This is a genomic window from Terrabacter sp. P5_B1 (assembly GCF_056400505.1).
The window spans coordinates 1-14,170 of record NZ_JBFULD010000070.1 but is presented as its reverse complement, the minus strand read 5'-3'; the positions used below and the strand labels follow the sequence as shown (position 1 = coordinate 14,170).

At 69.2% G+C, this 14,170-nt stretch carries 14 protein-coding genes; 6 read left to right on the top strand and 8 right to left on the bottom strand.

Annotated elements, in window-relative coordinates:
* The 6 genes from AC1DP0_RS07440 to menC form a co-directional block, all read left to right on the top strand.
* Positions 1–736, top strand: a 736-nt coding sequence (locus AC1DP0_RS07440; protein WP_478083289.1) for an ABC transporter permease, incomplete at its 5' end; no start/stop codon positions are given.
* A gap of 56 nt (positions 737–792) precedes the next feature.
* Positions 793–1,602 carry an ABC transporter permease gene (locus AC1DP0_RS07435; protein ID WP_478083287.1) on the top strand — a complete coding sequence of 270 codons (810 nt, stop codon included), beginning with the start codon at positions 793–795 and terminating at the stop codon, positions 1,600–1,602.
* Between the two features lie 32 nt (positions 1,603–1,634).
* A complete protein-coding gene (locus AC1DP0_RS07430; protein WP_478083285.1) occupies positions 1,635–2,711 on the top strand; it encodes an ABC transporter ATP-binding protein in 1,077 nt (358 codons plus the stop codon).
* A complete protein-coding gene (locus tag AC1DP0_RS07425; protein ID WP_478083283.1) occupies positions 2,708–3,577 on the top strand; it encodes an ABC transporter ATP-binding protein in 870 nt (289 codons plus the stop codon). Before AC1DP0_RS07430 ends, AC1DP0_RS07425 begins: the two co-directional genes overlap by 4 nt.
* Before the next feature lie 188 nt (positions 3,578–3,765).
* Entirely contained in the window at positions 3,766–4,641 is an 876-nt protein-coding gene (locus AC1DP0_RS07420; protein ID WP_478083281.1) for a hypothetical protein, read from the top strand.
* On the top strand, positions 4,638–5,756 hold the full coding sequence (gene menC, locus AC1DP0_RS07415; protein ID WP_478083280.1) for an o-succinylbenzoate synthase: 1,119 nt from the start codon (positions 4,638–4,640) through the stop codon (positions 5,754–5,756). Before AC1DP0_RS07420 ends, menC begins: the two co-directional genes overlap by 4 nt.
* Before the next feature lie 72 nt (positions 5,757–5,828).
* Here menC and AC1DP0_RS07410 read toward each other — a convergent pair whose 3' ends face one another.
* The 8 genes from AC1DP0_RS07410 to AC1DP0_RS07375 form a co-directional block, all read right to left on the bottom strand.
* Positions 5,829–7,463: a PucR family transcriptional regulator gene (locus AC1DP0_RS07410; protein ID WP_478083278.1), complete on the bottom strand. Its 1,635-nt coding sequence runs from the start codon at positions 7,461–7,463 to the stop codon at positions 5,829–5,831.
* A gap of 225 nt (positions 7,464–7,688) precedes the next feature.
* Positions 7,689–8,909 carry a M20 family metallopeptidase gene (locus tag AC1DP0_RS07405; RefSeq protein ID WP_478083276.1) on the bottom strand — a complete coding sequence of 407 codons (1,221 nt, stop codon included), beginning with the start codon at positions 8,907–8,909 and terminating at the stop codon, positions 7,689–7,691.
* A gap of 663 nt (positions 8,910–9,572) precedes the next feature.
* Positions 9,573–10,361 carry a glucosamine-6-phosphate deaminase gene (gene nagB, locus AC1DP0_RS07400; protein ID WP_478083274.1) on the bottom strand — a complete coding sequence of 263 codons (789 nt, stop codon included), beginning with the start codon at positions 10,359–10,361 and terminating at the stop codon, positions 9,573–9,575.
* Between the two features lie 60 nt (positions 10,362–10,421).
* A complete protein-coding gene (locus AC1DP0_RS07395; RefSeq protein ID WP_478083271.1) occupies positions 10,422–11,135 on the bottom strand; it encodes an N-acetylmannosamine-6-phosphate 2-epimerase in 714 nt (237 codons plus the stop codon).
* Positions 11,132–12,043, bottom strand: a complete 912-nt coding sequence (locus AC1DP0_RS07390) for an ROK family protein (protein WP_478083270.1) — start codon at positions 12,041–12,043, stop codon at positions 11,132–11,134. The genes AC1DP0_RS07395 and AC1DP0_RS07390 overlap by 4 nt, the downstream gene beginning before the upstream one ends.
* Complete coding sequence (locus AC1DP0_RS07385; protein ID WP_478083268.1) at positions 12,040–12,765, bottom strand: GntR family transcriptional regulator; 726 nt, start codon at positions 12,763–12,765, stop codon at positions 12,040–12,042. The genes AC1DP0_RS07390 and AC1DP0_RS07385 overlap by 4 nt, the downstream gene beginning before the upstream one ends.
* Positions 12,762–13,649, bottom strand: a complete 888-nt coding sequence (locus tag AC1DP0_RS07380) for a carbohydrate ABC transporter permease (RefSeq protein ID WP_478083266.1) — start codon at positions 13,647–13,649, stop codon at positions 12,762–12,764. The genes AC1DP0_RS07385 and AC1DP0_RS07380 overlap by 4 nt, the downstream gene beginning before the upstream one ends.
* Positions 13,649–14,170 (bottom strand): carbohydrate ABC transporter permease (locus AC1DP0_RS07375; RefSeq protein WP_478083265.1); only part of this gene is annotated, 522 nt, incomplete at its 5' end. The genes AC1DP0_RS07380 and AC1DP0_RS07375, both read right to left, overlap by 1 nt.

Genomic DNA, 14,170 nt, shown 5'->3' with positions numbered 1-14,170 from the left:
CTACCTGGGCGGCGCCGTCAGGGGTGACCTCGGCCGATCTCTGTACTTCCGGTCGCCGGTCTCCGCACTGCTCGAACAACGGCTCCCCGTCACTCTCGCGCTGATGCTGCTCGGGGCCCTGTTCGCGGCCGCGATTGCCGTGCCCCTCGCGTCCGCCGGAGCATCGCGGCGCGGAGGAGTGGCCGACCATGTCACGAGAGCGCTCAACGCCGTGCTGCAGGGCGCGCCCACATTCCTCGTCGGGGGGCTGCTGCTGCTCTTCCTCGGCGTCAAGGTCGCCATCTTCCCGGCCGGTGGGTACCCCGCGTCACTCGGGGGACGTGCGGTCGCGCTCGTGCTGCCGGCCCTGACGATCGCGCTCAGCATCGTGCCGCTCCTGGTTCGCGGTCTTCGCGCGGCGATGGCCGAGTCGCTCACGAGTGAGTACGTCGCCTTCGCTCGCTCCAAGGGTCTCGGCGAGAGGGTCGTTCGCACCCGATACGTGCTGCGCAACGCCGGCATCTCGGGCGTCAGCATCCTCGGCATCCAGGTCGGCGCACTGGCCAGCGGAGCGCTGGTTGTGGAGCAGGTCTTCGCCATTCCGGGGATGGGCTCGATGCTCATGAGCGGCATCCTCAACCGCGACTACCTCGTCGTGCAGGGCTGCACGTTGGTGTTCGGGCTGCTCGTCGTCGTCGTCTACCTGCTGACGGACCTGGCATACGCACGACTCGACCCGAGAGCGAGGCTGGCATGAGTGAGTCGACGGCTCTGACGCCATCTGTGCGAACCCGCCTGACACTTCCCTCCGGCGTGGCGCGGAGCAATACGGCACTCGTGGTCGGGTTGCTCATCCTTGCCGTCATCGTGGCCCTGGCCATCGCCGCCCCCGCTCTGACACGCTGGGACCCCATCGAGCCGGATCCGCTGAACGCGCTGCTGCCCCCGTCGGGCACCCACCTCTTCGGCACAGACAACCTCGGTCGCGACATCTTCTCCCGCGTGCTCTACGGCGCCCGCAGCGATCTCACGCTGGCCAGCGTCGCGGTGCTGGCGCCGTTCGCGATCGGTCTCGCAGTCGGCATCACCTGCGGCTACGCCGGTGGGTGGTTCGACGTCATCGTCATGCGCGTGGCCGATATCGTCACCGCCTTCCCGTTCTTCATCCTCGTCATTTCTCTGGTGTTCGTGCTGGGGGGTGGGGTGTGGACCATCTTCATCGCCATCACGGCCGTGTCCTGGGTGGCGTACGCCCGCATCGTGCGCGCAGAGACCATGGTGGTGCGCAACACGGAGTTCGTGTCGGCCTGCCAGGTCGGTGGAATCACGACACCGCGAATCCTCTTGCGACACATCGCCCCCAACGTGCTCACCCAGGCCGTCGTCTACGCCATGAGCGACATCGTCATGAACGTCGGCGTGATCGTGACGCTGAGCTACTTCGGTCTGGGCATAGTGCCGCCGACCCCCGACTGGGGCGCCATGATGGCCGACGGCCAGCAGTTCCTGGCCGCGGGCTACTACGGCCTCACCCTCTTCCCCGCCGCCGCAGTGGTCCTCACCAGTCTTGCGCTCTCGCTCGTCGGCGAGGGCCTGGCACACGTCCTGCGGATCGAGCGGTGATGGGCCCCATGCCCGAGAACAGGAACCCTGCGATGGTGACGGACGCCCCCCTGAGCACGGACGCTGCTGCGATCCTCGAGGTCGAAGGCCTCACGCTCACGCTCGGGCGCGGTGCTGGCGCGCCGCGCATCCTCGACGACGTCACCTTCACGGTGCGGGCGGGCGAGGCCCGGGGGTTCGTGGGCGAGTCGGGCTCGGGAAAGAGCATGACGCTGCGGGCCGTCATGGGCATCCTGCCCCCGACGGTGCATGTCGAGTCGGGCCGGATCCTCTTCCGTGGCGAAGAGATCGTCGCGACCGCGTCTGGCGGCTCACCATCAACCGTCTCCCCGCGCCTCCAGCAACTGCGCGGTACCGGCATCTCAATGATCTTCCAAGAGCCATCGGTGGCCCTCAACCCGGTGACCACGGTGGGCGAGCAGATCGTCGATGCCGTGCGCCGACGTGACGGGATGTCGAGGCGGACCGCGCGCCGCCGAGCCCTTGAACTGATGGACCTGGTCGGCATCAGGAACCCCGCCGAGCGTCTGGGAAGCTACCCGTTCGAGCTGTCGGGCGGCATGCGGCAACGCGTCATGATCGCCGCCGCGGTGGCGGGCAACCCACAGCTCATCCTCTGCGATGAGCCCACCACGGCGCTGGACGTGACCGTGCAGGCGCAGATCCTCGCCCTCTTCAGGCACGTCCGCGACGAGCTGGACGCCGCCCTGCTCTACGTGACGCACGACTTGGGCGTCGTGGCAGAGCTGTGCGACTCCCTCACGGTGCTCTACTCCGGGAAAGTCATGGAGTCGCGTCAGGACCTTCGCGCCGCCATCGACGAACCCTTCCACCCCTACACGCGCGCCCTCCTCCAGTCCACACCAGACATCGACCACCTGGAACAGCGGTTGCGGACCATCCCGGGCAGCGCCCCCACCCCGCAGAACCGGCCGGTCGGCTGCCCCTTCGCTGCCCGCTGCGACCGGGTGCAGGACGACTGCCGGCAGGGACCGGTGCCCGACGTGGGAGTGGGCTCGGAGGTGGTCGTGCACTGCCTGCACCCCTTCGGCCGCGGCTCAGCAACCAACGGGGCCATCGACCCCTCTCCAGCGGAGGTACTGCGATGACCGGTGTTACGCGGACGGGGGACACCCCCGCGGTCGACGGTCAGGCGCCGCTGCTGGACTGTCGCGACCTGGTCGTCACCTTCCCCTCGAAGCGGGGACGGGAACCCTTCACCGCGGTCGACCATGCGTCGCTGGCGGTCGGGAGCGGCGAGGTCGTCGGCCTCGTTGGCGAGTCGGGGTCCGGCAAGTCGACGATCGCCCGGGCGGTCGTCGGGCTGCAGCCACTCGACTCGGGCGCCATCAGCTTCACGGGGGAGGACCTCGCCGGTCGCCGGACTCTCGCCCAACGGAGCGGAATGCAGATGGTCTTCCAGGATCCCTACGGTTCACTTGACCCCCGGATGTCGATCCGGGGCACGCTCTCGGAGATGGTGCGCCGACACACCCCGCTTCGCGGCCAAGAGGTGGAACGACGCTGCCTCGAGCTGCTCGACCTGGTGGCGCTGCCCTCCGCCATCCTCGACTCCCGGCCCGCCGGAATGTCGGGCGGCCAGCGGCAACGCGTTGCCATCGCCCGAGCCTTGTCGGCCGGACCACGCCTGCTCGTCGCCGACGAGGCGGTTGCGGCACTCGACGTGTCGGTGCAGGCCGGGATCGTCAACCTGCTGGCAGACCTTCGCCGCGACGTTGGCCTGTCGATCCTCTTCATCTCGCACGACCTGTCCATCGTGCGCACGCTCTGCGACCGGGTCGCCGTCRTCCACCTGGGGAGGATCGTCGAGGAGCAGCCCTGCGCCGACCTCTACGCCAACCCGCAGCAGGACTACACCAAGGCACTGCTCGGCGCCATCCCGAGGCTGCACCCGCGCCGCGATCCTGCGTCTCCCCCGGCGGCTGCCTGGGCAGCGCCGGCCGGAGCCCAGTGACCCCAGGCGCGGAACGACTGGCGCGACGGCCGAATGGCGGGTGATTCGACCGGGGCGGCAACTGCGCTCGTGAGGTCGTGGCTGTGGCGGCGTCGGACAAGGTCTCCACTCGGAGATGAGGGCACCGATCAACTTTCCAAGCCCGCCGTAGTCAACGCTGCAGGCAGCGTCCCACTCAAGGAGGACCAGTGACCGAATCGCCCGACACCCACCCATTGGGCACGACGGCATTGGTGGCCACCGACGAAGAGGTGACCCTTCTCCAGTCGGCGCGGTCGCAGGCAGCCGAGGCCGCGGCGCGAGCCCGGGTCCGCGTGCGACCACTGCACGGCATTGACGACATGCGGGCCGCCGCCGAGGTCCTCGACGAGATCTGGGGGACCGACCAGTCCAACCCCCAGCTGGACCCGAGGCTCATGGTGGCCATCGAGGAAGCCGGAGGCTACGTGGTCGGTGTGACCGATGAGGCGGATCTGCTCGTCGGCGCGGCCGTCGGCTTCCCCCGACAACCGGAGGGCTTGCACTCGCACATCGCCGGAGTGCTGCCGCAGTCAGCGTTGCGCGGGGTGGGCACTGCCGTGAAGCTGCACCAGCGCGCGTGGTGTCTCGAGCGGGGCATGCGCTCCGTTACCTGGACCTTCGACCCGCTCGTGTCGCGTAACGCCCACCTCAACCTCGTGACGCTCGGCGCTCGGGTCGAGCACTACCTCGTCGACGTGTACGGGCCCATGCGCGATGCCCTCAACCGGGGCGACCCCAGCGACCGACTGCTGGTGCGGTGGCCCTTGGCCTCTGCCAGCAGGCAAGACGTGCAGGCGTCGGGTCCACGGGTGATCCGGGAGGGCGACGACGGCGCGCCGGTCTTCAGCCCAGCGCCCTCACACGAGGAAACGCTGCTCGTCGCGGTGCCGCGAGACATCGAGAACCTCAGACGCAGCGACCCGGCCGTCGCGCTGCAATGGCGCATGTCGGTGCGCCAGGCGCTGCTGGCAGCACTGGCTGAGGGCCGCGAGATCGTGGGATTCGACGCTGCCAACAACTACGTGATTGGAGCTCGACCATGAAACTGACCGCGATGAGGCTGCACCGAGTCGACCTGCCCCTCGTGAGCCCCTTCACCACGTCGTTCTCGACCCAGACCGTGCGCCATGTGATGCTTGTCGAGGTTCAGGCGGACGTCGGCGGCACGACGGTGACCGGCTGGGGTGAGAACGTCGCCATGACTGACCCTCTCTACTCGGCCGAGTACGTCGACGGGTGCGCCGAGGTGATTCGACGGTGGCTGGCGCCGGCGCTCTTCGCCGTCGATGACCTAACGGCCGAGACGGTGAGCCACCACGTCCGGCACGTCGTCGGTCACCCGATGGCCAAGTCGAGCGTCGAGATGGCGGTACTGGACGCCCAGCTGCGCGCCCGTGGGCAGTCTTTCCAGAACTACCTCGGCGGCGTGACGGCATCCGTCATGTCGGGCGTGTCCGTCGGCATCCATGACACGATCCCGGAGCTGCTGACCGCCGTCAGCGGCTACGTGGAAGAGGGCTATGCGCGGATCAAGCTGAAGATCAAGCCCGGGTGGGACGTCGAGCCGGTCGCGGCGGTCCGCCGGGAGTTCGGTGACGGGCTGCTGTTGCAGGCCGACGCCAACGCCGCCTACGGGCTGTCCGACACGGCGACCCTGCGGGCCCTCGACGATTTCTCACTGTTGCTTCTCGAGCAGCCCCTCGCGGAGGACGACCTTCGGCAGCACGCCGTGCTCGCCCAGCGCATCCAGACACCGATCTGTCTCGACGAGTCCATCGTGTCGGTCCGGTCGGCGGCCGATGCCATCGCGCTCGGCGCGGCGCAGGTCATCAACGTCAAGCCGGGACGGGTAGGCGGCTACCTCGAGGCGGTGCGGATCCACGACCTGGCCCGCGCGCACGGCGTGCCGGTGTGGTGTGGCGGCATGCTCGAGACGGGGTTGGCCCGGTCGGCCAACGCGGCTCTTGCCTCGCTGCCAGGGTTCACGCTGCCCGGTGACATCTCCGCCTCCAGCYGCTTCTACCGCGAGGACGTGACCGAACCGGTGCTCATGCATGAGGGCCGGGTCGCCGTGTCGACCGAGCCGGGTGTCGGCAACGAGCCCGACCGCCAGACACTTGCACGGCTCGGCGCCGTGGCCAGCGACGTGCGCGTCTGAGCCGCAGCGAAGCCCAACCGGGCGCGTGCTCCTGCCACGTGCGCATCCGGGGCACCCGGGGCACCCGGGGCGTCAGTCGCGCAGCAACCGCAGCTGAAGCATGGCCGCGAAGCGAGAGTCTGCATCGTCGAGGTCGATGCCTCCCACCTCGGTGATGCGCCGCAGCCTGTAACGGAAAGTGTTGACGTGCACGTGGACGGCCGCGGCCGCCGCTGTCACGTCACCTGCCGCGTCGAGCCACGCAGCCAGGGTGGCGGTGAGGTCGCTGCGGTGTCCGCGGTCGTAGTCACGCAGGCGGGCAATCGGCCCGGTCGGCTCCCAGCCCTCCGCGGCGGCGAGGTCCGCGAGCTGCAGAAGCAGCGACTCGACGTGCACCTCGGACGCCCGGGCGACCATTCGGCTGCCGTTGCCGTGCCGCAGCACACGCAGCGCCCGGTCGGCGTCCCTGCGTGCGCGCGACAACCGCGAGACGTCCGCGGCGGCGCGGCCGACGCCGATATACCCGCGGGACCGGGCTCCGGCCCGTGTGACGAACTCCCAAGCGATCCGCACGGCACGCTCCTCGGCGGCCTCGCTCGCCTCGACGACCGGCAGTATGCCGTAGCCGACGCTTCCGACGGCCGCGACGACCGCGCCCGGGTGCAGGGCCGAGAGGTGGATCGCGAGCGCGTCGATCGCGCGTTGCCTGTCGGTCTCACGCCTGGCCATCGACAAGGCTTCGCGCCCGTCGGCACTGTCCGGCAGGCCCATCGCGATGACAACCACCGGACGGTCCTCAAGCCCCAGACGGGCGAGTGCCTCGACTGATCCCGCACCGCCTTCCAGTGCCGTCGCGACGAGGTCGGCGACGAGCCGTCGACGGACGTCTGCGCCAGCGCGCAGGCGCAGCAGATGGAGTGCAACGAGCTTCGCCGCGTCCACGAGGGCCTGCTCCCGCTCAGCGGACAGCTCGTCCGAGAGCACGACCCATATCGAACCGAGCAGCTCGTCTCCAGCGCGCACTGCCATGGCGGCGCGAGCGAGCGTGATGCCGTTCCCGAGCTCGTCCGCTCCGACGAAGACGGGCCGGTCGGAGGCATAGAGCCTTCGGTAGACACCCAACTCGTCCAGCCGGCGAATGTAGCGCTCGGGCACCTGACGTCCCAGCACCGTCTCGATCCGCGGCTCGTCCGCTTCGTCCTGGCGTCCCGAGAAGGCGAGCAACCTGGAGTTGCGATCTTCGATGGTGACCGGTGCGTCCAGCAGCGCGCCGACGGCGTTGGCGAGGGCGAAGAGATCGCCGGCTGGCACCCCGTCGATGCTTTCCGGCTCGGCGGCCCCAATGTTTTGGTCGCCGAGCAACTCGCGCAGCAGCGCTGCCAGCTGGTTCCAGCCGGCACCCGGTGTCAGGCCGAAGAGCAGAATTCCGGTCTCGGCCGCCATCGCCAGGACCGTCGCGTCGGCGACCACCGGGGCTCGAACGACGAGACCGACGGCGTCCTGCCCGGCGATGTGCTGCATCAGGGCAGCGATGTCATCGCTGCCTTGCACGCCCACACCGAGCACGAGCGAGCGGCTCGGCAGGACCTGCTCGTCGAGGGGGTCGTGGATGACGACTGCGCCCACACCGTCGTGGGCGTGCGGGCCTTCCGGCTCACCGGCGACGAGGTCCAGCAGCGTGGAGCCGAGGTGGTCGATGATCCGGCCGAACCCTGCCTGTGACGCCATCCACGCTCCTTCGAACCTCGCCGGCGTGTCCGGATTGCCCGACGACACGGCGTCATCATAGGCAGTCGCCGTCGCCTGAGCCGCGCCGTCCAGACGGCCGTTGTGATGCTGCGGACGACGTCTGGAACGGCGGGGGGTCACGCGGGAACGCTCACAGACGGATCGCACGGGCGCGGAGCGCCGCAGTGGGCCTGCTGGCACGGGATGGCGCGCTCCCGCCAGTGGTCATGACCGCTCCACGAGGAGGTTCGGCTCCACGGCCGGCATCGGTGACTCGCGGAGCAGCTCATGCACGAGTCCCGCGAGGAGGGCGGCGCGATCCGGCATGGTGGGAACGAGGACGTGCTCGTCGTCGCCATGTGCACCACCGCCGACGGCCCCGAGTCCGTCCAGCGTCGGCACCCCGACGCCGGCCGTGAAGTTGCCGTCGGAGGCGCCCCCCACCGTGCAGCCGGTCAGGGGTTCGAGCCCGAGCCGCGAGGCCACTAGACCGGCGGTGGCGAACAGCTCTCGCGTTACTGCGGCCTCCAGCGGCGGCCGGTTCGGCCCGCCGGTGACGTCGATCCGGGCCCCTTGGAGCACCGGGACGAGCGACAGCATGGCCTCGTGCACCCGCTCCTGCTCGACGATGGTGAGCGCCCGGGCGTCGACGGCGACCTCGCCGACGGCCGGAACGGTGTTGTGCGTCGTCCCCGACCGCAGGGCCGTGGGGGTCACTGTGGTGCCCTTTTCGGCGTCGCCGAGTCCCGTGATCGCGAGCACCTGGTGCGCCAGCTCAACCGTGGCGCTCACTCCGCGCTGCGGCTCAAGCCCGGCGTGGGCGGCGACTCCGGTGACCTGGACGCGGTAGAGCGAGGCCCCCTTGCGGCCGGTCTTGAGGGCACCTCCGTCGGCGCTGGCCTCCAGCACAAGGGCTGCCGAACATCCGGCTGCTTCTGCCTCGATGAGGTCACGTGACGTCGGTGATCCGAGCTCCTCATCGCCGGTGACGAGCACCGTGATCCCGTCGAGCGAGCTGCCCAGCTCGCGCAGGACGCTGAGCCCGTGGAATCCCTGCACCAGGCCGGCGAGCATGTCGAAGCAGCCGGGCCCCCGGGCCACGCCCGATTGCACCGACCACGGAAGGCGGTCGAGGGTCCCCACCGGCCACACGGTGTCGTGGTGGCACAGCACCAGGACTCGGCGTGGCCCGGTGCCGAGCCGCCAGCGAAGGTGCCGGCACCCGTCGATGTCGATGACCTCAGGCGGCACCCCGAGGGCCCGCTCACCCTGTGCGCTGACGATCGCGGCGCTCAAACACACGGCGTGGGCGTCCACAGAGGGCGATTCACACGTCACGAGCTCCTCGAGGTCGGCGAGCATCTGCGGGAGCGCGGCCGTGAGCCGGCGGAGAAGTGCTGGTCCCACCATTTCAGGTGCGGCGCCGTCGTCGGCTGGTGCGCTCATGTCTGGTGATCTTCTTCCTCTTGGGAGTCGGCGCTCGGTCAGCGGCGGCGCCCCGTCACGGGGGAGGTCGCCGCCTCGTCGTGACAGCCTGCCCAAGACCGCAGGGACGGTGGTGCCGTCACCTCAGTGAACGCGGCTGGGGCCCATGAGTCATGGTGCGTGGCGACCAACTTGGACCTTCCGACTTGTCCAGCTCGTGCAGCCCAGTGTTGTCGGGTGTCGCATCGAAGGGCGTGCCCGTTGGACGACTCTCTTGTCCGCGCTCCGATGCGACGGCGACTCCGAGGTGCGTATCGCCATGTCCGACGCGTTCAAGCCCTACCTCTACGAAGGTAGTTATCCGACGCGCCTCCGCCGACCGGGGACGAGAGGCTTGCCAAGGCGGTGGTGCAGCTAACGAACCAGCCCGCGTGGCTGCCGAATCGCGGCGCAAAGGCGCACGGTTCCACGGTCGCGTGAGCGGGGGGATCGCAGCAAAGGAGGACGTTCTGCACGGCGGGACTGAACTTCGCGCGCACCAAGGTCGGCGGCGCCGAGTCCATGTCGGCGGTCAAGCCCGCCACTGCTGACCGAGTCATGCTCAAGCGTGGACTTGGCGTTGCAGGAGACGTAGTGGCGCAGCTACACAACTTCGGGGTTCGTCAGTGGAGCATGGGGGAGCTGTCACATGAAGCGCTGCCAGTGCGGCTTGGCGGCGAAGGTCTCCTTGTAGTAGTCCGCGAGTTGCAGCCTGCTGGCGGCGCCTTCGTCGACGATCACGGTGGCTTGCTTATGGAGCTGCAGGATCGACCCGGGGCACATCGTCGTCACGGGCCCCTCGCAGACCCGGGCGACCGCGTCTGCCTTTCGGTTCCCTTGGGCCACCAGAACGACGTGACGGGCGCGCATGATGGTGCCCAGGCCTTGGGTCAGGCAGTGGCGCGGCACATCTTCCAGGGTGGGGAAGAACCGGCGGTTGTCACGCCGGGTGCTCTCGGTGAGGGTCTTGATCCTTGTGCGGGAGCCCAGCGACGAGCCGGGTTCGTTGAACCCGATGTGACCGTTGGTGCCCACCCCGAGGATCTGCGCGTCGATGCCCCCTGCTCGACGGATCTTGTCTTCGTAGTCGGCGGCCGCGGCCGGGATCTCAGCGGCGAATCCGTCGGGCGTGTGTACCCGGTCGGGCGACAGACCCAACGGCTCGGCGGCGTCGCGACTGATGACGGCTCGGTAGCTTTGCGGGTGTCCCTCGGGCAGGCCGACGTACTCGTCGAGCGCGAAAGCGGTTGCCGTGGTGAGGTCGAGGGTTCCGGCGTCGACGCGCCGGGCCAGGGCCCGGTAGGCCGAGACCGGCGAGGACCCGGTCGCCAGGCCCAAGACGACATCGGGTCCGGTTTCCTCGACGATGTGGGCGATCTTGGCGGCGGCAGCTTGGCCCACCGCGTCGTCGTCGGCGAGGATCACGACTTCCATGAGCTGGCTCCGTCTTGGCGTAAGGTTGGCGGCCGTCTCCGTGCGGAACGGACCGGGCGTTTAGTGCGAGGAGCAGGGGACGTCGTTATGCGCGGGCGCGACGTCATTGACCGCGGCGGCGAAGCGGCGGGTGATGCTCGTGGGGTGGGTGATGGCCGAGCCGACCACTACGGCGTGAGCGCCGAGCCGGAGGGCGTGGGCGGCCTCATCGGGAGTGGTGATCCGTCCTTCGGCCAGCACCGGGACCGGACTCATCGCCACCAGCTGCTGGAGGAGGTCGAAGTCCGGGCCGTCGGTAGGTGGTCGGGCTCCGGTGTAGCCGGCGAGGGTGGTACCGATGCAATCTGCTCCGGCGGCGATGCTCGCGGCGGCATCCGCCACGGAGCCGCAGTCGGCCATCGCCAAGGCACCGTGATCGTGAATAGCGTCGATGCACTCGATCAGGGTGCTGTCATCGGGGCGGGGCCGGGTGGTGCCGTCCAGCGCGACGACCTCAGCTCCGGTGGAGGCGACTTCGATGCAATCGTCGCACGTCGGTGTGATGAACACGCCTCCGTTGCCGCGCTTGACGAGGCCGATCATCGGGACCGACACCGCGGCGCGGATGGAGTGGAGGTCCTCGATCCCTTGGGCCCGGATGGCGGCGGCGCCACCGTCGGCGACCGCGCGGGCGACGGCCGTCATGATGGCCGGGTCGCGCATGGGTTCCCCCGGGTAGGCCTGGCAGGACACCACCAGGCGCGAGCGGATCTCCTCCAGCACTGGCGTTCTCATGCCGAGCTCCTTTGTCGTCGGGCGTAGTGGGCCACTCCGCGAAGCGCGAGCCAGTGACCGGCGTCGGAGACGACGAGCGGCATTCCCTCGAGGGCCGGGATCAAGGTGGTGGTGAACGCTTCGCGCATCGGGTCCTGCCAGCGTGGGCCGGAGTTGGAGACTCCTCCGGCGATGACTACGACGTCCGGGTCGAACGCGTTGGCGAGTCCCGCGGCAGCCTCTCCGACGGCGCCAGCGGCGAGCGTCACGGCCGCGGCGGCGACGGGGTCCTGGTCGGCTCGTTCGACGACGTGGCGTGCGGATCTGACCGTCGGGTCGCCGGAGTTGGCGAGGTACCACCGGTGCATTCCCGCGCCGCTGCCGATGGCCTCGAGGTGGCCGACGCGTCCGCAGTAGCAAGGTATTCCGGCGGCTTGGGCGACGGGTACGTGCCCGAAGTGACCGGCTGCCCAGTGGCTGCCCTGCAGGGGAGCGCGGTGCTGGACGTAGGACCCTCCGACCCCGGTCCCGACGGCGAGGACCACGGCGGACTCGTGCCCCACCGCCTCCCCGTAGACCGCTTCGCCGATCGCGAAGGCGTGCCCGTCGCCGATCGCGGTGGTGGGGAGGCCGACGGCGCGCCTGACGTGACCGGCGAGGTCGGTCCCGGCCCAACCGCGGATGCTCGCTGTTGCCCCGAGCACGGTTCCGCGTACCGAGTCGATGACGCCTGCGCTGGAGATCCCCACGCGGTCGACACCGCGGCGGTCGAGACGACCCAGCGCGTTCACCACCTGCGCGATCACCGCGTCGGGTCCGTCGGATCCCGGGGTGGGCAGGACGACGGGCTCGCCCTCGAGGGCGCCGTCGTCGCGGACGGATGCCGCAGCGATTTTCGTGCCGCCGATGTCCACGGCCCAGGAGGTCACGAGGCCCTCCCTACGCCGATCTGGAAGTTGTATCGGTCGCCTCGGTAGGTCGTCACGGCCTGCTCGAAGGGTTGGCCGCGATCGGTGTAGGTGACACGGCTGACTTGGATGGCCGCCGCCCCGACGGCCTGGTCCAGGAGGCGCGCCTGATCCACGTCGAGGTTGACGGCCCGGATGGTCTGGGCTGCTCGGTCGATGACGATGCCTGCCTCGGCGACCTGCTCGTAGATGGAGTGGTCGAAGTCGAGCACGGAGGAGCCGAGCAGGTCGATGACGAGGTAGATCGTCTCCAGCGCCATCGGCACACCGTCGGCGAGGCGGAGGCGGCGCAGCTTCCGCAGTGCCGCCCCCGGTGCCACCTGCAGGGTCGAGGCGAGTTCAGGCGGCGCTGGGACGGCCTCGTTGGAGATGACCCTGCTCGACGGCTCGAGTCCGCGTTGCCGCATGTCCTCGCTGAAGCCGGTCAGGCGGAGGGTCTTCGAGAAGACCTCCGGGTCCGCGACGTAGGTGCCCGAACCCTGGATGTTGTAGACCCGTCCCTTGCCCAGCAGCACCCGAATGGCTTGGCGCACGGTGCTGCGGCTCATCGAGAACTCCGCCATGAGCTCGCGCTCGGTGGGCAGCGCGGCGTGAGGGGGCATGGGGGCGATCCGATCCTCGAGCGTTGATGCGAGCTGCTCGTACTTGCTCGGCGTGGCGCCGCCACGAGGCAGGTCGTTCATCCCTTGACCGCTCCTGAGGACAGGCCACTGACCAGGTATCGCTGGGCGAAGACCGCGAAGAGGATCGGTGGAAGTGTGGACAGCAGGGTAGCGGCCGAGATGTCCCCCCACCGAATGCCGGTGCTGGTGACGAAGTTCGCGGCTCCGAGCGTGATCGGGGTGGCGTTGGAGGACGAGAGGACGAGCGCGAAGAGATAGTCGTTCCACGAGAAGATGAACACCAGCACAGCGACGGCCACCAGTGACGGTGCCAGCATGGGGAGCACGACCGACCGCAGCGTCCGATAGGTGCCGGCACCGTCGACCCAGGCCGCCTCCTCGACCTCGAGCGGGATGTCCCGGAACCCCGCGCTCAGGAGGATGATCCCCAGTGGGAGGTTGAGGAAGGTGTTGGCCAAGATCAGTCCCGGGATCGTGTCGAGCAGCTGAAGGTTGGACATGAGGAGGAAGTACGGGATCGCGAAGAAGATGGCCGGGAGCAGGCGCAGGGCGCTGGAGGAGTTCATGATGAACCGGCCACCGAAGCCCAGGCGGATCGCAGCATACGTGCTGGGAACGGCGATGAGCAGGACCAGGGCAACGGTGCCCAGCGCGATGAGCGCCGAGTTCATGAAGAACCGGGGGAAGTCGTAGCCGGCTGCACCAAGGGCGTTGGCGTAGTGCTCTGTCGTGGGGGTGAAGGTGGCCAGAGCGCCGCGCCCGATGTCACCTTCGGACTTCAGGCTGACCAGGATCGCGTTGAGCCAGGGGATGTTCACGAGGAGCGCGATCAGTCCGGCCGCGGCGGTCACCCCCCACAGTTTCCCGCGGCCGCGGCCGCGATCGCGGGTGGTGCCGACGGAGCGGGTCGAGGCCCTCGGCCCGGATGTGGCGACGGTGCTCATCAGCTCTTCTCCGATCGGGCGATGCGCTTGACGAGGATCGGCACCAGTGGGATGAGGGCGATCATGATCACCGTGGATCCTGCGGCGGCGAGTCCGAAGTTCCCGGACTCGAATGCTGTTTTGTAGATGAAGATGCTCAAGGTGGTGGTCGAGGTGCCTGGCCCTCCGGCGGTGAGGACGTAGATCACGTCGAACGTGCGGATCGCGTCGATCAGGCGGAGGAAGACGGCCGCGAAGATGATCGGCTTCATGATCGGCAGGGTGATTGAGAGCAAGGTCCGCCAGCGTCCGGCCCCGTCGATCTGGGCGGCCTCGAGCAGGTCAGTGGGGAAGGACTGCAGCCCGGCATAGATGATGAGGAAGGTGAAGGGCGTCCACTGCAGGATGTCGAGCAGGACGATCATCGGCACGATCGTGTCGGGGGCGAACAACGAGACGTCAAGCCCGACTTTGGACAGCAGCGCCGGCACCAGGCCGATGTCGCCGTTGAGGAGGAGGCGGAACATCACCCCGAGCAGCGC

Bases quoted from the DNA above. Each gene is read 5' to 3' on its own strand.
- AC1DP0_RS07430 (WP_478083285.1), top strand. From the start codon at position 1,635: ATGGTGACGGACGCCCCCCTGAGCACGGACGCTGCTGCGATCCTCGAG.
- AC1DP0_RS07410 (WP_478083278.1), bottom strand. From the start codon at position 7,463: ATGGCGTCACAGGCAGGGTTCGGCCGGATCATCGACCACCTCGGCTCC.
- AC1DP0_RS07405 (WP_478083276.1), bottom strand. From the start codon at position 8,909: ATGAGCGCACCAGCCGACGACGGCGCCGCACCTGAAATGGTGGGACCA.
- nagB (WP_478083274.1), bottom strand. From the start codon at position 10,361: ATGGAAGTCGTGATCCTCGCCGACGACGACGCGGTGGGCCAAGCTGCC.
- AC1DP0_RS07395 (WP_478083271.1), bottom strand. From the start codon at position 11,135: ATGAGAACGCCAGTGCTGGAGGAGATCCGCTCGCGCCTGGTGGTGTCC.
- AC1DP0_RS07385 (WP_478083268.1), bottom strand. From the start codon at position 12,765: ATGAACGACCTGCCTCGTGGCGGCGCCACGCCGAGCAAGTACGAGCAG.
- AC1DP0_RS07380 (WP_478083266.1), bottom strand. From the start codon at position 13,649: ATGAGCACCGTCGCCACATCCGGGCCGAGGGCCTCGACCCGCTCCGTC.